19 protein-coding genes are annotated in these 24,636 nt (G+C 66.7%); 1 reads left to right on the top strand and 18 read right to left on the bottom strand.

Translation table 11 applies throughout. The annotated features are described in order from the left end of the window. Positions 1-69: 69 nt before the first annotated feature. From PSEWESI4_RS14100 to PSEWESI4_RS14040, 13 genes are all read right to left on the bottom strand, one after another. Entirely contained in the window at positions 70-1,317 is a 1,248-nt protein-coding gene (locus PSEWESI4_RS14100; RefSeq protein ID WP_187671847.1) for an ABC transporter substrate-binding protein, read from the bottom strand. A gap of 173 nt (positions 1,318-1,490) precedes the next feature. Further along, positions 1,491-2,738 carry an ABC transporter substrate-binding protein gene (locus PSEWESI4_RS14095; RefSeq protein WP_187671846.1) on the bottom strand — a complete coding sequence of 416 codons (1,248 nt, stop codon included), beginning with the start codon at positions 2,736-2,738 and terminating at the stop codon, positions 1,491-1,493. Between the two features lie 230 nt (positions 2,739-2,968). Next, positions 2,969-4,669, bottom strand: coding sequence for an urease subunit alpha (gene ureC / locus PSEWESI4_RS14090; protein WP_187671845.1), 1,701 nt, complete (start codon positions 4,667-4,669; stop codon positions 2,969-2,971). A 102-nt stretch (positions 4,670-4,771) separates the two neighbouring features. After that, positions 4,772-5,077, bottom strand: a complete 306-nt coding sequence (locus tag PSEWESI4_RS14085) for an urease subunit beta (RefSeq protein WP_187671844.1) — start codon at positions 5,075-5,077, stop codon at positions 4,772-4,774. 91 nt (positions 5,078-5,168) lie between these two features. Next, positions 5,169-5,471, bottom strand: coding sequence for an urease subunit gamma (gene ureA / locus PSEWESI4_RS14080; RefSeq protein ID WP_187671843.1), 303 nt, complete (start codon positions 5,469-5,471; stop codon positions 5,169-5,171). Between the two features lie 80 nt (positions 5,472-5,551). After that, complete coding sequence (locus PSEWESI4_RS14075; protein ID WP_187671842.1) at positions 5,552-6,385, bottom strand: urease accessory protein UreD; 834 nt, start codon at positions 6,383-6,385, stop codon at positions 5,552-5,554. Between the two features lie 238 nt (positions 6,386-6,623). Further along, positions 6,624-7,322: an urea ABC transporter ATP-binding subunit UrtE gene (gene urtE, locus PSEWESI4_RS14070; protein WP_187671841.1), complete on the bottom strand. Its 699-nt coding sequence runs from the start codon at positions 7,320-7,322 to the stop codon at positions 6,624-6,626. Between the two features lie 111 nt (positions 7,323-7,433). Beyond that, positions 7,434-8,285, bottom strand: a complete 852-nt coding sequence (gene urtD / locus PSEWESI4_RS14065; protein WP_187671840.1) for an urea ABC transporter ATP-binding protein UrtD — start codon at positions 8,283-8,285, stop codon at positions 7,434-7,436. Further along, a complete protein-coding gene (urtC, locus tag PSEWESI4_RS14060; RefSeq protein WP_187671839.1) occupies positions 8,282-9,361 on the bottom strand; it encodes an urea ABC transporter permease subunit UrtC in 1,080 nt (359 codons plus the stop codon). The genes urtD and urtC overlap by 4 nt, the downstream gene beginning before the upstream one ends. Further along, complete coding sequence (gene urtB / locus PSEWESI4_RS14055; RefSeq protein ID WP_187671838.1) at positions 9,361-10,935, bottom strand: urea ABC transporter permease subunit UrtB; 1,575 nt, start codon at positions 10,933-10,935, stop codon at positions 9,361-9,363. Before urtB ends, urtC begins: the two co-directional genes overlap by 1 nt. A gap of 196 nt (positions 10,936-11,131) precedes the next feature. Beyond that, the gene (gene urtA / locus PSEWESI4_RS14050) at positions 11,132-12,397 is read right to left on the bottom strand and encodes an urea ABC transporter substrate-binding protein (protein WP_187671837.1); all 1,266 of its coding nucleotides are present in this window, start codon (positions 12,395-12,397) and stop codon (positions 11,132-11,134) included. A 357-nt stretch (positions 12,398-12,754) separates the two neighbouring features. Continuing rightward, complete coding sequence (locus PSEWESI4_RS14045; protein ID WP_187671836.1) at positions 12,755-13,345, bottom strand: MarC family protein; 591 nt, start codon at positions 13,343-13,345, stop codon at positions 12,755-12,757. 71 nt (positions 13,346-13,416) lie between these two features. Next, positions 13,417-16,194: a hybrid sensor histidine kinase/response regulator gene (locus tag PSEWESI4_RS14040; protein WP_328821894.1), complete on the bottom strand. Its 2,778-nt coding sequence runs from the start codon at positions 16,192-16,194 to the stop codon at positions 13,417-13,419. 319 nt (positions 16,195-16,513) lie between these two features. On the opposite strand from PSEWESI4_RS14040, the gene PSEWESI4_RS14035 reads away from it, so the two are divergent. Next, a complete protein-coding gene (locus PSEWESI4_RS14035; protein ID WP_187671834.1) occupies positions 16,514-18,193 on the top strand; it encodes an MFS transporter in 1,680 nt (559 codons plus the stop codon). A 92-nt stretch (positions 18,194-18,285) separates the two neighbouring features. On the opposite strand, the gene purD is transcribed toward PSEWESI4_RS14035, so the two are convergent. The 5 genes from purD to PSEWESI4_RS14010 all read right to left on the bottom strand — a co-directional run bounded on the left by purD (position 18,286) and on the right by PSEWESI4_RS14010 (position 24,230). Further along, a complete protein-coding gene (gene purD, locus PSEWESI4_RS14030; RefSeq protein WP_187671833.1) occupies positions 18,286-19,575 on the bottom strand; it encodes a phosphoribosylamine--glycine ligase in 1,290 nt (429 codons plus the stop codon). 109 nt (positions 19,576-19,684) lie between these two features. After that, positions 19,685-21,292, bottom strand: coding sequence for a bifunctional phosphoribosylaminoimidazolecarboxamide formyltransferase/IMP cyclohydrolase (gene purH, locus PSEWESI4_RS14025; protein WP_187671832.1), 1,608 nt, complete (start codon positions 21,290-21,292; stop codon positions 19,685-19,687). 87 nt (positions 21,293-21,379) lie between these two features. Further along, positions 21,380-21,700 carry a DNA-binding transcriptional regulator Fis gene (fis, locus tag PSEWESI4_RS14020; RefSeq protein WP_187671831.1) on the bottom strand — a complete coding sequence of 107 codons (321 nt, stop codon included), beginning with the start codon at positions 21,698-21,700 and terminating at the stop codon, positions 21,380-21,382. Next, on the bottom strand, positions 21,697-22,695 hold the full coding sequence (gene dusB / locus PSEWESI4_RS14015) for a tRNA dihydrouridine synthase DusB (protein ID WP_187671830.1): 999 nt from the start codon (positions 22,693-22,695) through the stop codon (positions 21,697-21,699). The genes fis and dusB overlap by 4 nt, the downstream gene beginning before the upstream one ends. A 224-nt stretch (positions 22,696-22,919) precedes the next feature. Then, entirely contained in the window at positions 22,920-24,230 is a 1,311-nt protein-coding gene (locus tag PSEWESI4_RS14010; protein WP_187671829.1) for a DUF3426 domain-containing protein, read from the bottom strand. Between the last annotated feature and the right edge of the window lie 406 nt (positions 24,231-24,636).

The following is a 24,636-nucleotide window of genomic DNA, read 5'->3' as shown; positions in this document are numbered from 1 at the left end:
ACGGCCGCGCAGTTTACGCGAGCCGCGGCCCGCTTTCAGCCCGGAGCGTCGTGCGTTCGTCCGATCACGTCACATCAGGCGGGTCGGCTGCCCGGCCGCGCGACGCTCCGCCTGCCATTCCTCCAGGTTCGGCGCGCCGTGCTCGCCATCCAGTTGGTGGACGATCTCGAAGTAGTCCTGCTTGAGCGGGTCCTTCATCACTTCTTCGCGCGGTTTGACCCGTACCGCGTAGATGCGCTGGACGTTCTGGTGGTCGAAGGCGCGCCATTCCTGCTCGCCCTTGAGCAGGCTGTAGCGATGACCTTCCAGGGCACGGACCAGCGCTTCGCTGTCCAGGCTGCGGGCGCGCTGCGCGGCGTCCGCCCACTGGTGGACGATGCTGTAGGCCGAGGCCGCCGAGCTGGACGGGTACGTCTGGTAGCGCTTGACGAATTCGGCGACGAAGGCCTGGCCGCGCGCGCTGTTTTCCTTCTCCGGTACCCGCCAGGTCCAGGGCTCGGTGCCGATGACGCCGGCCATGATGCCCGGCCCGGCCTGTTCGACCATGTGCTGGGTGAGGTTGGGCACCACGATCTGCATGCGTTGCGTCAGGCCCAGGTCGTGGGCGATGCGCATGGCACGCACCAGGTCTTCGCCGAACAGCACCAGGGCGAGGATCTGCGCGTCGCTGGCGGCGGCCTGGGTGAGGGCGTCGCGGTAGTCGGCCAGGTGCGCGCCGGGGAATGGCACGCGTACGCCAGGGTGGCGGGCGCCGTCCAGGCTGCCGGTGGTCTGGCGCAGCGATGTCTCGGTGGTGTGGCCCCAGGTGTAGTCGGAGGTGACGTAGAAGTAGCGGCGGTTCGGATATTGCCCGGCGAGGTACTGGCCCAGCACGCGAGCGCTCATCCAGGCGTTGTTGCTCTCGCGGAACATGTAGCGGTGGCCATCCTTGCCGGTGGTGTCGTTGGAGTAGGTGAGGGTGCCGAAGTAGAGCAGGCCGCGTTCGCGGGCGCGCTTGCCGGCGGCGATGGCGATGGCGCTGGAGGCGCCGCCGAACAGCATGGCCGCGCCATCGTCGGCCAGCTTGTCGACGTTGCGCACGGCCTTTTCGACGCTGGAGCCGCTGTCGTGGCTGGACAGTCGCAGCGACCGGCCGAGCACGCCGCCCCTGGCGTTGATCTCGTCGATGGCCAGCAACGCGCCGTGCATCTGGGCCAGCCCCTCCTCCTTGTAGCTGCCGGTGCGCGGGTAGTTGAGCCCCAGGGTGATCGGTTCGGCGGCTTGCACACAGGCGCCGATGCCGAGCCACAACGCGAGGGCGGCGGTCAGTCGTTTCATTGCTTGTCCCTGTTGTTATTGTTGGACAAGCGCGGTTTTACGCCTTGGCGCCGTGCAGCGGCATCAGCTATTGGTCGAATGCCGGGTGGCCTGGTTCGCATTTCGGCGAAGTCGTGGGGCCATGCCTGTCGAACAGGGCGGGCCCACGCCGTGAGAGGCGGGGCCGGTCGTATTCACATCAGGGCGGGTGGTTGCCCGGCCGCGCGGCGTTCCGCCTGCCATTCCTCCAGGCTCGGCGCGCCATATTCGCCATCCAGTTGGTGGACGATCTCGAAGTAGTCCTGCTTGAGCGGGTCCTTCATCACCTCTTCGCGCGGTTTGACCCGCACCGCGTAGATGCGCTGCACGTTCTGGTGGTCGAAGGCGCGCCACTCCTGTTCGCCCTTGAGCAGGCTGTAGCGGTGGCCTTCCAGGGCACGGATCAGCGCTTCGCTGTTCAGGCTGCGGGCGCGCTGCACGGCGTCCGCCCATTGGTAGACGATGCTGTAGGCCGAGGCCGCCGAACTGGATGGGTACGTCTGGTAGCGCTTGACGAATTCGGCGACGAAGGCCTGGCCACGCGCGCTGTTTTCCTTCTCCGGCACTCGCCAGGTCCAGGGCTCGGTGCCGATGACGCCGGCCATGATGGTTGGCCCGGCCTGTTCGACCATATGGTGGGTCAGGTTGGGCACCACGATCTGCATGCGTTTTGTAAGGCCCAGGTCATGGGCGACGCGCATGGCGCGCACCAGGTCTTCTCCGAACAGCACCAGGGCGAGGATCTGCGCGTCGCTGGCGGCGGCCTGGGTGAGGGCGTCCCGGTAATTGGCCAGGCTGATGCCGGGGAACGGTATGCGCCGTCCCGGATGCCTGGCGAGGTCCTGGCTGCCGGTGGTCTGGCGCAGCGAGGCTTCGGTGGTGTGGCCCCAGGTGTAGTCGGAGGTGACGTAGAAGTAGCGCTGGCCCGGGTACTGTCCGGCCAGGTACTGGCCCAGCACGCGGGCGCTCATCCAGGCGTTGTTGCTCTCGCGGAACATGTAGCGGTGGCCGTCCTTGCCGGTGGTGTCGTTGGAGTAGGTGAGGGTGCCGAAGTAGAGCAGGCCGCGTTCGCGGGCGCGCTTGCCGGCGGCGATGGCGACCGCGCTGGAGGAGCCGCCGAACAGCATGGCCGCGCCTTCGTCGGCCAGCTTGTCGACATTCTGTATCGCTCTCCTGACGCGTGATCCGCTGTCGTAGCTGGAAAGCCGCAACGGCCGGCCGAGCACGCCGCCCTTGGCGTTGATCTCGTCGATGGCCATCAGCGCTCCGCGCATCTGGGCAAGTCCTTCCTTCTGGTAGCTACCGGTGCGTGGATAGTTCAGTCCCAGGGTGATCGGCTGGTTTGCCTCCGCATAGGATGCGACGCTCAGCCACAGCATGAGGGCGGCGGTCAGTCGTTTCATCGAGTGTCCTTATTGTTCTGGTTGGGCGAGCACGTTGGCGTTCGTAGCGTAAGGCTCGGGTTCCCCTGTTGAACGGACACAGGTTTTCTTATCGGAGCTTTCAGAAAAGCCTTGGGTTCGGCGCGGGAGGAGAAGGGGTACGTCGTGCACACCGGAGGCGAGGCGGCGCCTGCGCATGGTGCCACCTCGCATGATGCGTTCGTCCCGGCCCGGCGGGGCCGGGAGATGTGTCAGAACAGGAAGTACCGCTGCGCCATCGGCAGCACTTCGGCCGGCTCGCACCAGAGCAACTGGCCGTCGGCCTTGACCTGGTAGGTCTGCGGATCGACCTCGATGTCCGGCAGGTAGCCGTTGTGGATCAGGTCGCTCTTCTGCACCGTGCGGCAGCCCTTGACCACGGCGATCTTCTTCTTCAACCCCAGCCGCTCGGGAACGCCCGCGTCGTGCGCCGCCTGGCTGATGAAGGTCAGGCTGGTGGCGTGGCGCATGCCGGCGTAGCTGCCGAACATCGGCCGGTAGTGCACCGGCTGCGGCGTAGGGATCGAGGCATTGGCGTCGCCCATCAGGCTGGCGGCGATGGCGCCGCCCTTGAGGATCAGCGTCGGCTTGACGCCGAAGAAGGCCGGGCGCCAGAGCACCAGGTCGGCCCACTTGCCGACTTCGATGGAGCCGACTTCGTGGGCGATGCCGTGGGTGATCGCCGGGTTGATGGTGTACTTGGCGATGTAGCGCTTGATGCGGAAGTTGTCGTTGCCGGGGGCATCCTCGGGCAGCGGGCCGCGTTGCTTCTTCATCTTGTCGGCGGTCTGCCAGCAGCGGGTGATCACTTCGCCGACCCGGCCCATGGCCTGGCTGTCGGAGCTGATCATGGAGAAGGCGCCGAGGTCATGGAGGATGTCTTCGGCGGCGATGGTCTCGCGGCGGATGCGCGATTCGGCGAAGGCCACGTCCTCGGCGATGCTCGGGTCGAGGTGGTGGCAGACCATCAGCATGTCGAGGTGTTCGTCGATGGTGTTGCGGGTGAACGGTCGGGTCGGGTTGGTCGAGCTGGGCAGCACGTTGGGCAGGCCGCAGGCCTTGATGATGTCCGGCGCGTGGCCGCCGCCGGCGCCCTCGGTGTGGTAGGTGTGGATGGTGCGGCCCTTGAACGCGCCGAGGGTGGTTTCGACGAAGCCGGATTCGTTCAGGGTGTCGGTGTGGATCGCCACCTGGATGTCGTAGCGGTCGGCGACCGCCAGGCAGTTGTCGATGGCCGCCGGGGTGGTGCCCCAGTCCTCGTGCAGCTTGAGGCCGATGGCGCCGGTCTCGATCTGTTCGATCAGGGGCTGCGGCAGCGAGACGTTGCCCTTGCCGGTGAAACCGATGTTCATCGGGAAGGCGTCGGCGGCCTGGAGCATGTTCGCCATGTGCCAGGGACCGGGGGTCACGGTGGTGGCGTAGGTGCCGGTGGCAGGTCCCGTGCCGCCGCCGATCATGGTGGTGGTGCCGCTCATCAGCGCTTCTTCGATCTGCTGCGGGCAGATGAAGTGGATGTGGGTGTCGATACCGCCGGCGGTGAGGATCATGCCTTCGCCGGCGATCACTTCGGTGGCGCCGCCGACGGCGATGGTGACGTCCGGCTGGATGTCCGGGTTGCCGGCCTTGCCGATGGCGGCGATGCGCCCGTCCTTGAGGCCGACGTCGGCCTTTACGATGCCCCAGTGGTCGATGATCAGCGCGTTGGTGATCAGCGTGTCGACCACCTCGGCGGCATCGAGCTGGCTCTGGCCCATGCCGTCGCGGATCACCTTGCCGCCGCCGAACTTCACTTCCTCGCCGTAGGTGGTGAAGTCCTGTTCCACTTCGAGCCACAGGTCGGTGTCGGCCAGGCGCACCTTGTCGCCGACGGTGGGGCCGAACATGTCGGCATAAGCCTGACGACTGATTTTCATGATCCTATTTCCCTCGGTTCGCTGGAGGCTAGAGGCTGAAGGCTGAACGAAAAAGCAACTCCCTCGTCCAGCCTCCAGCGCTCTTATCGGCTCTTATCGGCTTTACAGATTTCCCATCACCCGCCCGGCGAAGCCGTATACGCGGCGCAGGCCGGTCATTTCGACCAGCTCGACCTCGCGGCTCTGGCCCGGTTCGAAGCGCACCGCGGTGCCAGCCGGGATGTTCAGGCGCATGCCGCGCGCGGTGGCGCGGTCGAAGGCGAGGGCGTCGTTGGTTTCGAAGAAGTGGTAGTGCGAGCCGACCTGGATCGGCCGGTCGCCGCTGTTGGCCACGCTCAGGGTGACGGTGCGGCGGCCGGCATTGAGTTCGATCTCGCCATCCTGGATCTGATATTCGCCGGGGATCATGGGTGGGGCTCCTTTCAGTCGCAGCGGCAAGCTGCAAGCTTCAAGCGGCAAGTAGAAGCGGCTCCGGACCGCTCTTGCTTGTGGCTTGCCGCTAAACGATGGGTTGATGGACGGTCACCAGTTTGGTGCCGTCCGGGAAGGTGGCTTCGATCTGGATCTCCGGGATCATTTCCGGCACGCCTTCCATCACCTGTTCGCGGGTGAGCAGGGTGGTGCCGTAGTGCATCAGCTCGGCGACGGTCTGGCCGTCGCGGGCGCCTTCCAGCAGGGCGGCGGAGATGTAGGCCATGGCTTCCGGGTAGTTGAGCCTGAGGCCGCGGGCCAGGCGCCGCTCGGCGACCAGGCCGGCGGTGAAGATCAGCAGCTTGTCTTTTTCTCTGGGTGTCAGGTCCATCGCTTGCTCCTGTCGTAGGGTGGTTGTCGTTTTTCACATCCACCGGCTCATTGGCGGAAAACGCTTCGCGGTTTTCCGCCCTACGTGCTCCAGATTCTTGGTGATACGGCGGCGCGGCCCAGCAGGGCGGGACGCAGCAGGCGCCACAGGTCGATCAGCCAGGCGCGTGCGTGCAGCGCTTCGCTGGCGAGGCAGCGGGCTACCAGCAGGCCGGGCAGTTGGGTGAGGTCGCCGCGTACCTGGCTGGGCAGTTCGCGGCAGGCTTCGATCCATTCGCCGTCGATCTCGCCGGTGGCCAGCAGGGTGGCGAACACCGGTTGGCCGGCGAGGCCGATGGGCGAGTCGAGCAGGCCGTCGTCGCCGATGATGCGCTGGCGTTCGTGCCAGAGCGGACGACCGTCGCGGCGGATGTCCAGGCGTGCCTGGAAGTGCCCGGCATCGAAGCGCTCGCCGGCGGCCGGGCGACCGAGGGCGACGATGTCCCAGTACAGCAGGCGGGCGTCGCCTTCGAGCTCGATGCGTGTGCTCAGCTCGGCCTGGGCCGCTGAGTAGACGATGGTTTCCTGCGGCAGCCATTCCAGGGTGGCGCCGGGGGCGACGCGCAGGTCGAGGGACTGATAGGCCGGGCCGGCGGCGCGGTACCATTTGGCGGCGCCGGGGCTGGTCAGTTGCGCCCAGGCGTGTTCGCCGACGCGCACGTCGATGGCCAGCCGGTCGCCGCCGGCGATGCCGCCGGGCGGGTGCACGATGATGTGCTGGCAGACGTCCGGCCCCTCGGGGTAGAGGTGTTTCTGCACCCTGAGCGGGCCGAGGTGGCGGCGCTGCACCGGTGTGGTGCGTCCATCCCGGAGGGCATAGGCGAGCTCCAGTTCGGCGTGCCAGCTCGGCGTGAACAGGGCGGCGGGCAGGTTCATGGCAGGCGCGGAAGTCCGTGGGAATTTGACCACATGGCCAAGCAAGAGGCGTGCCCCGAACCAATCCGGTGCGCCGTTGCTTTTCAGCCAGGCCGTGTCTTGCTGTGACACTTCGGCCCCTCACCCCCGGCCCCTCTCCGGGGGGAGAGGGGAGTATCCGTGCGTGCCGTCGGGCTCCGTGCTTTCCCGCCGCGCCGTTCTTCCCCCTCTCCCTCTGGGAGAGGGCTACGTCGGGCGTTCAGATCGCCACCAGGCCGCGCACACCCTCGGCTTCCATGTTCTCGCCACGGCCTTGCTGGATGATCTCGCCACGGGCCATCACCAGGTACTGGTCGGCCAGCTCGGCGGCGAAGTCGTAGAACTGCTCGACCAGCAGGATGGCCATGTCGCCGCGTTCCGCGAGTTTCCTGATCACCGCGCCGATCTCCTTGATCACCGAGGGCTGGATGCCTTCGGTGGGTTCGTCGAGGATCAGCAGGCGCGGCTGGCTGGCCAGGGCGCGGCCGATGGCCAGTTGTTGCTGCTGGCCGCCGGAGAGGTCGCCGCCGCGTCGCGCCTTCATCTGCTCCAGCACCGGGAACAGCTCGTAGATGAATGCCGGCACCGTCTTGGCCTGGCCACCCGGAAAGCGGGACAGGCCCATCAGCAGGTTTTCCTCGACGGTCAGGCGCGGGAATATCTCGCGCCCCTGCGGCACGTAGGCGATGCCGGCGTGCACGCGCTGGTGCGGCTTGTGGTTGGTGATGGCCCGGCCTTCCCACTCGACCTTGCCGTCCTTGGCCGGAACCAGGCCCATCAGGCACTTCAGCAGGGTGGTCTTGCCCACCCCGTTGCGGCCGAGCAGGCAGGTGACCTCGCCGATCTTCACGTCGAACGACAGGCCGCGGAGGATGTGGCTGCCGCCGTAGTACTGGTGGAGCCGTTGGACTTGCAGCATGACGCGATTCCTCGTTTTCAAAGCCGCAAGCTTCAAGCCTCAAGCTGCAAGTAGAAGCCGGCACGGCGCCGCTTTTACTTGGGGCTTGCAGCTTGTAGCTTGCCGCTACTGTTAGCGTCCCAGGTAGACCTCGATCACCCGTTCATTCGCCTGCACTTCTTCCAGAGAGCCTTCGGCCAGTACGCTGCCCTGGTGCAGTACGGTGACGTGGTCGGCGATGGTGCCGACGAAGCCCATGTCGTGTTCGACCACCATCAGCGAGTGGGAGCCGGCCAGCGACTTGAACAGTTCGGCGGTGAATTCGGTCTCGGCGTCGGTCATGCCCGCCACCGGCTCGTCGAGCAGCAGCAGTTGCGGTTCCTGCATCAGCAGCATGCCGATCTCCAGGAACTGCTTCTGGCCGTGGGACAGCAGGCCGGCCGGGCGGTGGCGCGAGTGGCCGAGCTTGATGGTCTCCAGCACCTTCTCGATGTCGTCGCGCTGCTCGCCGCTCAGGCGCGCGCGCAGGCTGGCCCATACCGATTTGTCGGTCTTCTGCGCCAGTTCGAGGTTCTCGTACACGGTCAGCGCCTCGAACACCGTGGGTTTCTGGAACTTGCGGCCGATGCCGGCCTGGGCGATCTCCACCTCGCTCAGGCGGGTCAGGTCGAGGGTCTCGCCGAACCAGGCCTGGCCGGTGTCCGGGCGGGTCTTGCCGGTGATCACGTCCATCAGCGTGGTCTTGCCGGCGCCGTTGGGGCCGATCACGCAGCGCAGCTCGCCGACGCCGATGTACAGGTTCAGCGCGTTGAGGGCCTTGAAGCCGTCGAAGCTGACGCTGATGTCTTCCAGGGTCAGGATGGTGCCGTGGCGGACGTTCAGCCCGTCGCCGGCGCTCTGGCCGAGGCCGATGGCGTCGCGGCCGGTGCCGGACGGATCGAAGGCCGGTTCGAGCATGAGTTCGGGCGAGGCGTAGGCTCTCATTGCTTGTCCCCTTTCTTGAGCAGGCCGATCACGCCTTTCGGCAGGAACAGGGTGGCGACGATGAACAGCGCGCCGAGGAAGAACAGCCAGTATTCGGGGAAGGCCACGGTGAACCAGCTCTTCATGCCGTTGACCAGCCCGGCGCCGAGCAGCGGGCCGACCAGGGTGCCGCGCCCGCCGAGGGCGACCCAGATGGCTGCCTCGATGGATTGCGTCGGCGCCATTTCGCTGGGGTTGATGATGCCCACCTGCGGCACGTACAGCGCGCCGGCCAGGCCGCAGAGCACCGCGCTCAGCACCCAGATGAACAGCTTGTAGCCGCGCGGGTCGTAGCCGCAGAACATCAGGCGGTTCTCGGCGTCGCGCAGGGCGGTGAGCACCCGGCCGAACTTGCTGCGCGCCAGCCGCCAGCCGAGCAGCAGGCTGCCGGCGAGCAGCGCCACGGTGCACAGGAACAGCGCCGCGCGGGTGCCCGGCGCGGTGATGTCGAAGCCGAGGATGGTGCGGAAGTTGGTGAAGCCGTTGTTGCCGCCGAAGCCGGTCTCGTTGCGGAAGAACAGCAGCATGGCGGCGAAGGTCAGCGCCTGGGTCATGATCGAGAAGTACACGCCCTTGATCCGCGAGCGGAAGGCGAAGAAGCCGAACACCAGGGCCAGCAGTCCCGGTGCCAGCACCACCAGGGCGAGGCTCCAGAGGAAGCTGGAGGTGCCGTACCAGTACCAGGGCAGCTCGCTCCAGGCCAGGAAGCTCATGAAGGCCGGCAGGCCGTCGCCGGCGCTCTGGCGCATCAGGTACATGCCCATGGCGTAGCCGCCGAGGGCGAAGAACAGGCCGTGGCCGAGGGACAGCAGCCCCGCGTAGCCCCACACCAGGTCCAGCGCCAGGGCGACGATGGCGTAGCAGAGGATCTTGCCGACCAGGGTCAGGGTGTAGGCCGAGACGTGCAGGGCGTGGTCCGCCGGCAGCAGGTGCAGCAGCGGCAGGGCGACCAGCAGCGCGAGGACCAGGCCGCCGATGCCGGCGCCGACGCGCGGCCCGGCCTTGTCGAGCAGGGAGATGGATATCGGTCGTGTCATCAGTCGATCACCCGTCCCTTGAGGGCGAACAGGCCCTGCGGACGTTTCTGGATGAACAGGATGATCAGCGCGAGGATCAGGATCTTGCCCAGCACGGCGCCGATCTGCGGTTCGAGGATCTTGTTGGCGATGCCGAGGCCGAAGGCCGCCAGCACGCTGCCGGCCAGTTGGCCGACGCCGCCGAGCACCACTACCAGGAAGGAGTCGATGATGTAGCTCTGGCCGAGGTCCGGGCCGACGTTGCCGATCTGCGACAGGGCCACCCCGCCGAGCCCGGCGATGCCGGAGCCGAGGCCGAAGGCGAGCATGTCCACCCGCCCGGTCGGCACCCCGCAGCAGGCGGCCATGTTGCGGTTCTGGGTGACCGCGCGGACGTTGAGGCCGAGGCGTGTCCTGTTCAGCAGCAGCCAGGTCAGCGCCACCACGAACAGCGCGAAGCCGATGATCACGATGCGGTTGTAGGGCAGCACCAGGTTGGGCAGCACCTGGATGCCGCCGGACAGCCAGGCCGGGTTGGCCACCTCGACGTTCTGCGCGCCGAACACCACGCGCACCAGTTGGATCAGCATCAGGCTGATGCCCCAGGTGGCCAGCAGGGTTTCCAGCGGACGGCCGTAGAGGTGGCGGATCACCGTGCGCTCCAGGGCCATGCCGATGGCGGCGGTGACGAAGAAGGCCACCGGCAGGGCTGCCAATGGGTAGAGCGCCAGCGCGTCGGGGAAATGGCGCTGGAACAGCAACTGGACCACGTAGGTGGAGTAGGCGCCGAGCATCAGCATCTCGCCGTGGGCCATGTTGATCACGCCCAGCAGGCCGAAGGTGATCGCCAGGCCGAGGGCGGCGAGCAGCAGGATCGAGCCGAGGCTCATGCCGCTGAACGCCTGGCCGAGCAGGTCGCCGACCAGCAGCCGGCGCTTGACCTGGGCCAGGCTGGTCTCGGCGGCGGTGCGCACCGCATCGTCGCTTTCCGCGCCTTCGGCGAGCAGGGCTTCCAGGCGGGTACGCGCCAGCGGGTCGCCGGTCTCGCCGAGCAGGCGCACGGCGGCGAGGCGGATCGCCGGGTCGGGATCGACCAGTTGCAGGTTGGCCAGCGCCAGGGCCAGGGCGTCGCGCACGGCGTCGTCCTGTTCGCCGGCAATGCGGGCGTTGAGCAGTGGCAGTTGCGCCGGCCTGGCGCTCTTCTGCAGGGCCTTGGCGGCGGCCAGGCGCACGGCCGGCTCGTCGGCGAGCAGCCGGTGGCTGGCCTGGGCGGTGGCCAGCAGGCCGCGCAGGCGATTGTTCAGGCGCAGCTTCTTCGGCGTGCCGGCAGGCTCGGCTTCGCCTTCGGCGGCGCGGAACCGGCCGGCTTCCTCGATGAACGGGGTCTTCTCGCTGTCGGCGGCCAGGCGGCCGCGGTGCAGGGCGTCGAGCAGCGGCAGGCGCGCCGGATCGGGCTCGGCGGCCCAGTCCTCGAGCAGTTTGGCCTGCTTCGCCGGGTTGGCCGCGACGAAGTCGGCGGCGTCGCCGGCCTGGGTGGCCAGCGGCAGCACGAGCAGCGCCAGCGACAGCAGGAAGGGGTAGATGGCAGTGGGCATTTCAAGGTCCTTGGGCTGGGACGGAGGGTTGGCTCCCTCGCCTCCGGCCCCTCTCCCGGAAGGAGAGGGGGGAAGAGCACTTCGGCGTTGAAGGTTGGCTGCGGAGTTTCTGTCTGCGCCAAACCGGCCCCCTCTCCCTTCGGGAGAGGGTGAGGGGCGCGGTCGAGTCGCTCCGCAACCCTTCAGAGCCGCCCGATCAGTTCGACTTCACCGCGTAATCCGGCTTCTTGTCGTTGCCCGGGATGTACGGGCTCCACGGCTGGGCGCGGATCGGGCCTTCGGTCTGCCAGACCACCGAGAACTGCCCGTCCTCCTGGACCTCGCCGATCATCACCGGCTTGTGCAGGTGGTGGTTGGTCTTGTCCATGGTCAGGGTGTAGCCGGACGGCGCGGCGAAGGTCTGCCCGGCGAGGGCCTCGCGGACCTTGTCGACGTCGGTGCTGCCGGCCTTCTCGACGGCCTGCGCCCACATGTGGATGCCGACGTAGGTGGCTTCCATCGGGTCGTTGGTCACCGCGGTCTGGTAGTTGGGCAGGTTCTTGGCCTTGGCGTAGGCCTTCCACTTCTCGACGAAGGCGGCGTTGACCGGGTTGTCCACCGACTCGAAGTAGTTCCAGGCGGCGAGGTGGCCGACCAGCGGCTTGGTGTCGATGCCGCGCAGTTCCTCTTCGCCCACCGAGAAGGCCACCACCGGCACGTCGGTGGCTTCCAGGCCCTGGTTGGCCAGTTCCTTGTAGAACGGCACGTTGGAATCGCCGTTGACGGTGGAGACCACGGCGGTCTTGCCGCCGGCGGAGAAGCGCTTGATGTTGGCGACGATGGTCTGGTAGTCGCTGTGGCCGAAGGGGGTGTAGATCTCTTCGATGTCCTTGTCCTCGACGCCCTTGGCGTGCAGGAAGGCGCGCAGGATCTTGTTGGTGGTGCGCGGGTAGACGTAGTCGGTGCCGAGCAGGAAGAAGCGCTTGGCGGAGCCTCCGTCCTCGCTCATCAGGTACTCGACGGCGGGGATCGCCTGCTGGTTCGGCGCGGCGCCGGTGTAGAAGACGTTCGGCGACAGCTCCTCGCCCTCGTACTGGACCGGGTAGAACAGCAGGCCGTTGAGTTCCTCGAACACCGGCAGGACCGACTTGCGGGACACCGAGGTCCAGCAGCCGAACACCACGTCGACCTTGTCCTGGGTCAGCAACTGGCGGGCCTTCTCGGCGAACAGCGGCCAGTTGGACGCCGGGTCGACCACCACCGGCTCGAGCTGCTTGCCGTTCACGCCGCCCTTGGCGTTGATCTCGTCGATGGTCATCAGCGCCATGTCTTTCAGCGACGTTTCGGAGATCGCCATGGTGCCGGACAGCGAATGCAGGATGCCGACCTTGATGGTCTCGGCGGCCTGGATGGTCCAGGACATGCCCATGGCGGCGATGGATGCGGAAAGAGTGAAAGCCTTGATCAGGCTGCGACGTTGCATAGTGCGATCTCCATTCACGAAACGTGTTGTAGGTGGACTGCGTCGGCGATGCGTCGAGGTCTTCTTGTCGTCACCCGGCGAGCGGCGCGGAGTGATCCTTTCTACTGCGGCCTCGTCGGGCAGCCGAGCAATTGGCGTGCCGCCCTGGTGGAAAGGCCGCAGGGACGGGCGCTGCGGCCCGGACGGCGGCGTTGGCGGGGGAGGGTTCTGCACCATCGGGGTGCGTGGTCGTGTGCGCGAGATGGGCGATCAGGCTGGCGGCGGCGCGGCGTACGCTTGCCGGAAAGCTCGCAGGCCTTGCGGGACGGGGCTGGCGGAATTCCTGACCAGGCTGCCAGTTATTGGTGCGTGGGTGGTTCAGCCCAGGTAGTTCTTCACCCCGGTGAAGATGATCTGCGCCGCCAGCGCGCAGACGAACAGGCCCATCAGGCGGCTGACGATCTGCAGGCCCTGTTCGCCGAGCAGGCGTTCGATCAGGTCGGACAGGTAGAGCACCACGCCCACCGTGAAGCTGGCCAGGGCGATGGCCAGCACGGCGATCAGCTTGTCGTCCCAGTGGACCTGGCCGGCGCCCATCACCAGCATGGCGCCGATGGTGCCGGGGCCGACGGTGAGCGGGATGGTCAGCGGCACGATGGTCACGTCCTGCTGCACGTTGTCGGCCTGCACCGCCGGCTTGCCCTGGGCCATGCCCAGCGCGGAGATGAACAGCACGCTGCCGGCGCCGATGCGGAAGGCGTCGATGGTGATGCCGAAGATGGTGAAGATGACGCGGCCGAACAGGTAGAGCAGCACGCTGGCGATCACCACGCCGAGGGCGACCTTCCAGGCCAGCTTCTTGCGTTCCCTGATGGTGTAGCCGCGGGTCAGGGAAATGAAGCAGGACAGCACGAAGAACGGGCTGTAGAGCACCAGCATCTTCAGGTACAGGCTGAACAGCTCGGACATGCGGAAAGGCTCGCTGGGAGGGATGGCAATCAGTGTAGGAGTGAATCGGGTCGCGATTGGAGAAGCTGCCGCTACGACGGCTCGCGCTGGCGTCGGGCCTCGCGTTCGCCGACCCAGAACTCGATGAGTTCACGCAACTGCGACATCTCCACCGGCTTGGCCATGTGCCCGTCCATGCCGACCAGGCGGGCGCGCTCCTTGTGCTCGTTGAGGATGTGCGCGGTCAGCGCCACCACCGGGGTGCGGTCGCGGTGCACCTCGGCCTCCCAGCTACGCAACTGCTCGGTGGCGGTGAAGCCGTCGAGCACCGGCATCTCGCAATCCATCAGCACCAGGTCGTACTGCTTGGCCTTCATCGCCTGCAGCGCTTCGGCGCCGTTGCTGGCGGTGTCCGGGTGCAGGTTGAGCTTGCCGAGCATGCCGCGGATCACCTTGGTGGAGATGCTGTTGTCCTCGGCGACCAGGATGCGGAAGTCGGCCGGCACGTCCGGCGAGTTGCTGGCGGCCGCCATCTGCTCGGGGTGCGGCGGCGCGCCGTGCTTGCGCTGGCTCAGTTCGTCGGCGAGGGTGGTCTTCAGTGTGTAGCCGGCCACCGGCTTGGCGAGGATGCGCTTGATCCCGGCGTTGCGGGCGATGACCTTGCTCGGCGCGTTGCTGATGCCGGTGAGCATGATGATCAGGATGTCGTGGTTGAGGCTGGGGTCTTCCTTGATCCGCGCGGCGAGCTGCATGCCGGTCATCCCTGGCATGTCCTGGTCGAGCAGCACCGCGTCGAAGTATTCGCCGATGTGCGCCTTGGTGCGCAGCAGGGCGAGGGCTTCCTTGCCCGACGGCACCGCGCTGGCCTGCAGGCCCCAGGCGCTGCACTGCTGGAGGAGCACCTTGCGGCAGGTGTCGTTGTCGTCGACCACCAGCAGGCGGGCGCCCTGCAACGGGCCGTCGAGGTCGGTGGTCGGCTGCTCCAGGCGCTCGGCGTCCAGGGGCAGGGTGAGCCACAGGGTGCTGCCCTGGCTGCTGCCGCTCTGGATGCCGAATTCGCCGTGCATCAGGTGGATCAACTGGCGGGCGATGATCAGGCCGAGGCGGCCGCCGAGCTTGCTGGCGGCCAGGAAGTCACGGCTGTGCAGCTCGGCGTTGAGCAGCGCGGCGCGTTCGTCGGCCAGTAGCGGGTTGCCGCTGTCCTGCACGGCGATGCGCAGGTGCGGGCCGTGTTCGCCGCTTTCCAGCGCCACCACCAGGAGGATCTCGCCTTCGTCGGTCTGCTTGAAGGCGTTGTCGAGCAGGCTGAGGAGAATCTGCCGCAGGCGCGTCGGGTCGCCGGCGATCACCCGTGGCACCTGCGGCTGCATGAAGCTGACCAGCTCGATGCGTTGCTGCTCGGCCTTGGCGCGGAAGATGTCGAGGCAGTCGTCGATCAGCGCATTGAGGTCGAACTGCACGTCGTCCAGCTCGATCTGCCCGGACTCCAGCTTGGAGATGTCGAGGATTTCGTTGATCAGGGTGAGCAGTTCGTTGCCGGAGCTGTGGATGGTTTGCACATAGTCGCGCTGCTTGGCCGACAGCGGCGTGCCGAGCAGCAGTTCGGTCATGCCCAGCACGCCGTTCATCGGGGTGCGGATCTCGTGGCTGATCTTGGCCAGGAACTCGGCCTTGGCCTTCAGCTCGGCGGAGCTGGCGGCCAGTGCCTGCCTGCTGCTGAAGCGCTCGTGAAGGATGTTCTGCTGGCGTTCGCTGAGCGCCATGCTGAGGATGAAGCTGCTCAGCGCGCAGACCGACAGCAGGCCGAACGCCAGCCAGTCGGAGGGCACCGACCAGTAGCCGAACAGCGCCGGCAGGGCGCCTATGAAGGCCAGGCAGAACAGCAGGGTGCCCAGGCTGAACAGGCGCGCGGGGTGATAGCCGTGCTGCCAGTGGAACAGCGACACGGCGAAGATGCTCACCAGGGCGATCACGGTGAGCAGGTAGGTCGCCTGGTTGAAGTGCAGTTCGCTGGCGATCAGCAGCAGCGCGCAGGCCAGCACGATCAGCAGCCCTTCGCCGAGCAGCAGGCGGCGCACCACGGTGGTCGGGCAGACCCGGTCGAAGAAGCTGGCAGTGAAGCCCAGCGCGCAGAGCACCGCCAGCAGTATCGACAGGTTGCCGACCTGCGCCTGCAGCCCCGGCCAGTCGTTCAGCCAGGGCGTACCGATGCCCAGCAGGCTGAGCGCGGTCGCCAGCAGGCAGGCGAGAATGCCCGACAGCCACAGGCTGGCCGGGCTGCGGCTGTAGCCGAAGCGCACCAGGCTGTAGAGCAGCAGCAGGCCGAAGCAGCCGAGCAGGGCGCCGAACAGCAGGGGGCGGCGGTCGTCGCTGGCCATCAGCGCGGCGGGCTGGATCTCTATGGTCGGGCGCAGGGAGTGTTCCGAGGACAGGCGCAGATAGAGCTCCAGCGGTTCGTCCGCCTGCGGCAGGGGCAGGAGGAAGTCGCGGCTGGGCAGCGGCCGGCTGGACAGGGACTGGCGGCCGCCGGTGTGGATCTGCGAGAGCAGGTGGTCGCCACGCAGCACGTAGAGATCGAGCTGGCTCAGGTAGGGGGCGAAGACCCGCAGCAGGTGTTCCTGCTGTTGCGGCTGCAGCCGGTAGTGCAGCCACAGGGCCTGGCCGTCGCCGGGCACTTCCAGTTGGCTGACGTCGGTGGGGATGAGCTGGTTGGTGTAGCGTGGACTGCGCAGTTCCTCGAGGCCGAGTTTGCCGGCCGGGTCCAGCAGGGTGGACCATTGCGCGGAGGTGGCGGCCTGCGCGCCGAGCGAACTTGTCGCCAGCGCCAGCAGGCAGACGAGAAGTCCTATGGCAGTCCTGAGCCCGTGCACGGCGGAATCCCTTCGGTTCTTGAGGTGAGTGGCTCGATTATAGCCACGCAGCCTCCCCCGCGACCATGGCCCTGGGGACCAGGCCATATGGAGAGCGGGCTTCGCGCCAAGGATGGTGACCAGGTGCTTTCCCGTCCTGGATTTTCACCTGCAGCCCGCGCGCGTCGGCGCTTCCAGGGATTTCAATAGCATTAGACTAATGTCTAATAACGAGTTCGATTCGCACGTCTAGCCTTCCCCGTCAGAACAATCACAAGAAAGACGTCCGGGTACAGGGCGATCCACGCTCGTGCCGGCAGGACGTCACGGAGGCACTGCCATGAGCGTAGCAACGATAGACGACGCGGGACTCGTACCGGCCGGACCCATGACATCGGAGGAGCGAAAGGTCATCTTCGCCTCCTCCCTGGGCACCGTTTTCGAGTGGTACGACTTCTACTTGTACGGTTCGCTTTCAGCAATCATCGCGGCGCAGTTCTTCTCGGGCGTCAACCCCACGGCGGCATTCATCTTCGCCCTCATGGCGTTTGCCGCCGGTTTCGCGGTGCGGCCGTTCGGTGCGATCTTCTTCGGCCGGCTGGGCGACCTGGTCGGACGCAAATACACCTTCCTCATCACCATCATGATCATGGGCCTGTCGACCTTCATCGTCGGCATCCTGCCCAGCTACGCGGCCTGGGGCATAGCGGCGCCGATCATCCTGATCATCCTCCGGCTGTTCCAGGGGCTGGCGCTCGGCGGTGAATACGGCGGTGCCGCGACCTACGTCGCGGAACACGCGCCACATGGCCGGCGAGGGTTCTACACCTCGTGGATCCAGACCACTGCCACGCTTGGCCTGTTCCTGTCGCTGCTGGTGATCCTCGGCACCCGTACCTGGCTCGGCGAGGAAGAGTTCGCGGCCTGGGGCTGGCGGATTCCCTTCCTGCTTTCCATCATCCTGCTCGGCATCTCGGTGTGGATTCGTCTCTCCCTGAACGAGAGCCCGGCCTTCAAGAAGATGAAGGAGGAAGGCAAGACCTCCAAGGCACCCCTCACCGAGGCGTTCGGCCGCTGGGAAAACGCCAAGGTGGCGCTCGTCGCCCTGTTCGGCGGTACGGCGGGGCAGGCGGTGGTGTGGTACACCGGCCAGTTCTATGCCCTGTTCTTCCTGACGCAGACCCTGAAGGTGGACGGCCCGACGGCCAACATCCTGATTGCGCTATCGCTGCTGATCGGCACGCCGTTCTTCATCGTGTTCGGCTGGCTGTCCGACAAGATCGGCCGCAAGCCGATCATCCTCGGCGGCTGTCTCGTCGCGGCGCTGACCTACTTCCCGCTGTTCAGCCTCATCACCCACTACGCCAACCCCGCGCTCGAACGGGCGCAGGCCACTGCGCCGGTGACCGTGGTGGCCGATCCGAGCGAGTGCTCGTTCCAGTTCAACCCGGTCGGCACCTCGAAGTTCGTGACTTCCTGCGACATCGCCAAGAGCTTCCTGGCCCGCAACTCGGTGAACTACTCGAACGAAGCGGCCCCGGCAGGCACTGTCGCGAGCATCAGGATCGGCAACCAGACCATCGCCTCCTTCCCGGGAGCCGGCATGCCCGCCGATGAGTTCAAGGAGCAGGCCGACGCTTTCAACGTGACCATGACCGAGGCGATCCGCGCCCACGGCTATCCGGCCAAGGCGGACCCGGACCAGATCAACAAGCCCATGCTGGTGGTGCTGCTGACGATCCTCGTGCTGTTCGTGACCATGGTCTACGGCCCCATCGCGGCGCTGCTCGTCGAGCTGTTCCCGACGCGCATCCGCTATACGGCCATGTCGCTGCCCTACCACATCGGCAACGGCTGGTTCGGCGGCTTCCTGCCGACCACCGCCTTCGCCATGGTGGCCGCGACTGGCGATATCTACTACGGCCTCTGGTATCCGATCATCGTGGCGGTGATGACCTTCCTCATCGGCCTGTTCCTGATGCCGGAAACCAAGAACCGAGACCTGCGCCACTGGCACTAGCGTCGCGCCGAAACGAAAAGGCCCCGCAGATGCGGGGCCTTTTCGTAGCTGGGTTGATGGGTTGCACCCATCCTACGTGTTCGACCTTCCGGTCAGCCCTCGCCACGCTCGCGAGCGATGGCGCGGTAGCCGATGTCGGTGCGGTAGAACATGCCGTTCCAGCGGATCTTCTCGGCCAGGCGGTAGGCCTGCTGCTGCGCGGAGGACACGGTCGGGCCGATGGCGGTGGCGCAGAGCACGCGGCCGCCGCTGGTGACGATCTGGCCATCCTTCAGCGCGGTGCCGGCATGGAACACCTTGCCGTCGAGCTTGGCCGCCTCGTCCAGGCCCTCGATCGCATCGCCCTTGGCGTAGTCGCCCGGGTAGCCGCCGGCGGCCAGCACCACGCCCACGGTGGGGCGCGGGTCCCAGGTCGCCTCGACCTTGTTCAGCGCCTTGGCCAGGGCGGCCTCGACCAGCAGGACCAGGCTCGACTCCAGGCGGACCATGATCGGCTGGGTTTCCGGGTCGCCGAAGCGGCAGTTGAACTCGATGACCTTGGGCGCGCCGCTCTTGTCGATCATCAGCCCGGCGTACAGGAAGCCGGTATAGACGTTGCCCTCGGCGGCCATGCCGCGCACGGTCGGGTAGATCACCTCGTCCATGACGCGCTTGTGCACGGCGGGGGTGACCACCGGGGCCGGCGAATAGGCGCCCATGCCGCCGGTGTTCGGGCCGCTGTCGCCGTCGCCGACACGCTTGTGGTCCTGGCTGGTGGCCATCGGCAGCACGTGCTCGCCGTCGACCATGACGATGAAGCTGGCTTCCTCGCCATCGAGGAACTCTTCGATCACCACGCGGGCACCGGCGTCGCCGAAGGCATTGCCGGAAAGCATGTCGCGCACGGCGGCTTCGGCCTCTTCGAGGGTCATGGCGACGATCACGCCCTTGCCGGCGGCCAGGCCATCGGCCTTGACCACGATCGGCGCGCCCTTCTCGCGCAGGTAGGCCAGCGCCGGCTCGACTTCGGTGAAGTTCTGGTAATCGGCGGTGGGGATCGCGTGGCGGGCCAGGAAGTCCTTGGTGAACGCCTTGGAGCCTTCCAGTTGGGCTGCGGCGGCGGTGGGGCCGAAGATATCCAGGCCGCGCGAGCGGAACAGGTCGACCACACCGGCGACCAGCGGGGCCTCGGGACCGACGATGGTCAGTTGCACGTTCTTCTCGGCGAAGTCGGCCAGTTGCTCGATGGCCAGCACGTCGATGGCGACGTTCTCGCACTTCTCCTCGGTGGCGGTACCGGCATTGCCCGGCGCGACGAAGACCTTCTCGACGCGCGAGTCCTGCGCCACTTTCCAGGCCAGGGCGTGCTCGCGACCGCCGCTGCCAATCACTAATACGTTCATGAATCTCTCCTGCGGAGAGAGCCTCAAGCCTCAAGCCTCAAGCGGCAAGGAAAAGCCGAACGGGACGGCTCTTGCTTGCAGCTTGCAGCTCGCAGCTTGCGGCTCGCTGTTAATGGCGGAAATGACGCATCCCGGTGAACACCATGGCGATGCCGGCTTCGTCGGCTGCCGCGATCACCTCGTTGTCGCGCATCGAGCCGCCTGGCTGGATCACCGCGGTGATGCCGGCAGCGGCGGCGTTGTCGATGCCGTCGCGGAACGGGAAGAAGGCGTCCGAGGCCATCACTGCTCCTTTCACTTCCAGGCCGGCGTGCTCGGCCTTGATGGCGGCGATGCGCGCGGAGTTGACGCGGCTCATCTGGCCGGCGCCTACGCCGACGGTCTGGCGGTTCCTGGCGTAGACGATGGCGTTGGACTTGACGAACTTGGCCACTTTCCAGGCGAATACCAGGTCGTGGATTTCCTGTTCGGTCGGCGCGCGCTTGGTCACCACCTTGAGGTCGGCCTCGGTGATCATGCCGATATCGCGGCTCTGCACCAGCAGGCCGCCGTTGACGCGCTTGAAGTCCCAGCCGGCGGCACGTTCGGCCGGCCACTCGCCGCACTCCAGCAGGCGCACGTTGGCCTTGGCGGCGACCACGTCACGGGCGGCCTGGGAGACCTTGGGCGCGATGATCACTTCGACGAACTGGCGGTCGACGATGGCCTTGGCGGTCTCGCCGTCCAGCTCGCGGTTGAAGGCGATGATGCCGCCGAACGCGGACTCGGTGTCGGTGGCGTAGGCCAGGTCATAGGCCTTGCGGATGCCACCCTCGTTCTCCGGCACCACGGCGACGCCGCAGGGGTTGGCGTGCTTGACGATCACGCAGGCCGGCTTGACGAAGCTCTTCACGCACTCCAGGGCGGCGTCGGTGTCGGCCACGTTGTTGAACGACAGCTCCTTGCCCTGCAATTGCCGGGCGGTGGACACGCTGGCTTCGCCCGGCGCCGCCTCCACGTAGAAGGCCGCGCTCTGGTGCGGGTTCTCGCCGTAGCGCATTTCCTGGGCCTTGATGAACTGGCTGTTGAAGGTGCGTGGGAAGGCGCCGCGATCGTCGGTGGAGAGGGTTTCGGCCGACTGGTCGATGGTGCCCAGGTAGTTGGCGATCATGCCGTCGTAGGCAGCGGTGTGCTCGAAGGCCTTGAGTGCCAGGTCGAAGCGCTGGGCGTAGGTCAGGCCGCCGGCTTTCAGCGACTCGACGATGCCGGCGTAGTCGGAGGCGTTGACCACGATGGCGACGTCCTTGTGGTTCTTCGCCGCGCTGCGGACCATGGTCGGGCCGCCGATGTCGATGTTCTCGATGGCGTCGGCCAGGTCGCAGCCGGGCTTGGCCACGGTGGCGGCGAAGGGATAGAGGTTGACCGCCACCAGGTCGATCGGCTTGATGCCGTGCTGCTCCATCACCGCGCCGTCCAGGGCGCGACGGCCGAGGATGCCGCCATGGATCTTCGGATGCAGGGTCTTCACCCGGCCGTCCATCATTTCCGGGAAACCGGTGTAGTCGGCGACTTCCACGGCGGCGATGCCGTTGTCCTTGAGCAGCTTGTAGGTGCCGCCGGTGGAGAGGATCTCCACGCCGAGGGCTGCCAGCTCACGGGCGAATTCGACGATGCCGGTCTTGTCGGAAACGCTGATCAGGGCGCGGCGGACGGGAAGGCGGAGGGAGTGGTCGGTCATAACGGTTCCATCAGAGGTTTAGCTCAAGCTGCAAGCCGCGAGAGAAGAGCGCTTCTGCTTGGGGCTTGAGGCTTATGGCTTGTCGCTTTAGAGAAGATCGTACTGCTTGAGCTTCTTGCGCAGGGTACCGCGGTTCAGGCCGAGCAGTTCCGAAGCCTTGGTCTGGTTGCCCTTGACGTAGTTCATCACGGTTTCCAGCAACGGCGCCTCCACCTCGGAGAGCACCAGGTTGTAGATGTCGGAAACTTCCTGCCCGTCCAGATGGGCGAAATAGTTGCGCAGCGCCTTTTCCACACTGCCGCGCAGGGTTTGCCCTTCTTCGCTCGGCGACTTCAGGTGTTGTTTCAGGTTGACGTTGTCGCTCACAGATGCAGTTCCACTCACTAATGTCTCGGTCATCGTCGTCATGCCGCCACCCCTTCTCCCTTGTTATGACGTTCGGCGAAAAACTGCCGTACCTTGGCGCATTGCGCGTCCGTGTGTTCCAGACGATTGAATTCGGCACGGAACTCCCGGGCGCCCGGGAGTGTCGCCAGGTACCAGCCGACGTGCTTGCGGGCGATGCGCACGCCCATCAGGTCGCCGTAGAAGGCATGCAGCTCGGCCAGGTGGCCAAGCAGGATGCGTTCCACTTCGTAAAGGGATGGCGCCGGCAGTCGTTCGCCGGTGCGCAGGTAATGGTTCATTTCGCGGAAAATCCACGGTCGCCCCTGGGCCGCGCGGCCGATCAACAGGGCGTCGGCGCCGGTGGCGTCGAGCACGGTCCTGGCCTTTTCCGGTGAATCGATGTCGCCATTGGCGAACACCGGGATCGACACCGCCTGCTTGATCGCGGCGATGGTCTCGTATTCGGCCTCGCCGGTGTACAGGTCGGCACGGGTGCGGCCATGTACGGAAAGCGCCTGGATGCCGGCCTGTTCGGCGATTTTCGCCACGCTCACGCCATTCTTGTTCGAGCGATCCCAACCGGTGCGGATCTTCAGGGTAACCGGGACCCCGACCGCCCCGACCACGCTTTCCAGGATGTCCGCCACCAGGCGTTCGTCCTTCATCAGCGCGGAACCGGCGGCCTTGTTGCAGACCTTCTTGGCCGGGCAGCCCATGTTGATGTCGATGATCTGCGCGCCCAGCGCGACATTGGCGCGCGCCGCTTCGGCGAGCATCTGCGGGTCGCCGCCGGCGATCTGCACCGAGCGGGGCTCGGGATCGCCGGCGTGCGGCAGGCGCAGGCGCGACTTGCGGGTATTCCACAGATTGACGTCACTGGTAACCATCTCCGAGACCACCATGCCCGCGCCGAGGCGGCGGCAGAGCTGGCGGAACGGGCGATCGGTGACCCCTGCCATGGGGGCCAGGATCAGTTGGTTGGGCAGTGTGTATGGGCCGATGCGTACCGCCGACATGGGTCTTCCCTGCCTATGCGGGCCGGGTGTGAACGGCTGCGTCGTGAATGACACAGGTTCCACCGGGCCGTGTGGGGCCGGATCTTGGTTTGGAAAAAAGGGTGGGCATGATACCCGCTCTCGATGACTGGATAAAGGCTGTTTTGAACAAATTCTGAACAGCTATCGGCTTATCGCGGGCGGTTGTTAGATGGCCGGGAACGCCCGCCCGGCGCCCCTGCGCGCTACTCCGGGGAGTGGAAGCTGAGGCTGTAGTTAACCGCCTTCGCCCCGGGGTCGAGTATGTCCAGGGAGATGTGGATCGGCGTCTGCGGCGGCATCTCCGTCTGTCCGGCCAGCTCGCCGGCGAGGTACTCGCTGGGCTTGAAGCGACGACTGGCGAGCAGTTGGCCGTTGAGGTCGGCGAAGCGGATTTCCAGCAGCGGGAACGGCTGGGAGAAGGGCGCGCGGTTGTAGAGGATGGCGTCGACCACCAGGGCGCCGGAGAACTCCGGATGGCTGCGTACCACCAGGTTGCTGCTCTTGATCAGGGTGATGTCGACCTTGGAGGGCAGGGTGCAGCCGATTTCCGGGCAGATCTGCTCGAACCACGGGCGGTAGCGGTCCTGGCGGGCCAGTTCGTCGAAATGGTAGGCGACGTACTGGCCGCCCAGGGCGAACAGCGCGACCAGGTTGAGCAGGCCCCAGGCGATCCAGCGGCCCCAGGGGCTCTTGGGCGGCTGCCAGTCGAGTTGCAGGGGCTCGTCGGTGAGGTCGGCCAGGCTGTCGTCGCGCAATGGCGCGGCGCCGCGTCCTGCCGCGCCGAGGGGCGGCAGGGCGGAGAAGGAGGGTTCTTCGGCGGGAGGCGTGTCGTCCTCCTCGCGGGCGGCGCTGAGGCGCAGGTCGTCGTCCGCCGCATCGATATCCTGGGTGTCGTCCAGGTCATCCAGCGAAGGCTCCCGGCGCTTGTCATCGGTCTCGATGATGGGCTCGGCCGGCGTCGCCGGCGCGGCGGGGGGCGGCTCCGGAGCGACCGGCTCGTGGGCGTTTTCCTGGCGCAGCAGGGCTTCGGCCCAGGTCTCGTCGTGCGGGTCGCGGCCCGTATCGGGGGCGCCCAGCAGGCGCTCGGTCGACCTGGGGGCCTGTTCCAGGGAGAGGAATTCCTGGGTGAGCTGCTGCTCCTGTTGCTCCAGCTTGGCCAGTTCTTCGTCGAGGTCGAGGCTGTCGAGATCGAGGTCGTCGTGGATCCAGAGGGTATCGGAATCCTTGTCCTGCGGCGCTTTCGGGGCTTCCGGCTCGGCGGGCTTCGGCGCGGGGGCTTCCGCTGTCGGTGCGGCCGGCTGCGGCTTGACCGGCTGGGCCTGGGGCGGCTGCGCGACCGGCGGCTTGGGCTGGACGAACGCGCCCGGCTGGTCGATCAGCAGTTGCTGGCCGGCATTGAACACCTGCATGCAGGCTCCACACCGCACGGCGCCACGCGCCGCTCCGAGCTGCGCGCGAGTGACGCGGAAGCTGGTGCTGCAATGCGGGCAGCGGGTGACGAAGCTGTCGATCATGCGGTGGTCCGGGCGTACGAAGGGCGGCGGCTAGTCTAACTGATACATGGGGGGGAACTGCACTAGGGCGATGAAAGCGGGGGCTGTGGGAGGGGAGGGGCCGATAAAAGCGCTGGAGGCTGGAAGGCTGGACGAAGCGGCGGTTCGGCTTTTGTAGGGTGCGCCGCACGCACCGTTTGCCCTGGCGCCAGCAGAGTGCTTCGCCGGAAACATGGATGTCAGCCCCGGATCGGTGTGCATGGCGCACCCTACGTGGAGGCCTCCCGTCATCCCCGCGAACGCGGGGACCCAATAAACAGCCACGTAGCCCGGATTTCATCCGGGCTACTCGTCCGCTGTTGTAGGAGCCAGCTTGCTGGCGATGCTTTTGCGTTGCCGGTGATCGCGCGCATGGCGCGCTCCTACA

It is taken from the genome of Zestomonas carbonaria, from assembly GCF_904061905.1.
In the GTDB taxonomy this organism is placed as follows: Bacteria; Pseudomonadota; Gammaproteobacteria; order Pseudomonadales; family Pseudomonadaceae; genus Aquipseudomonas; species Aquipseudomonas carbonaria.
The sequence above is the reverse complement of the archived record's forward strand: the minus strand, read 5'-3'. Positions and strand labels throughout refer to the sequence as shown.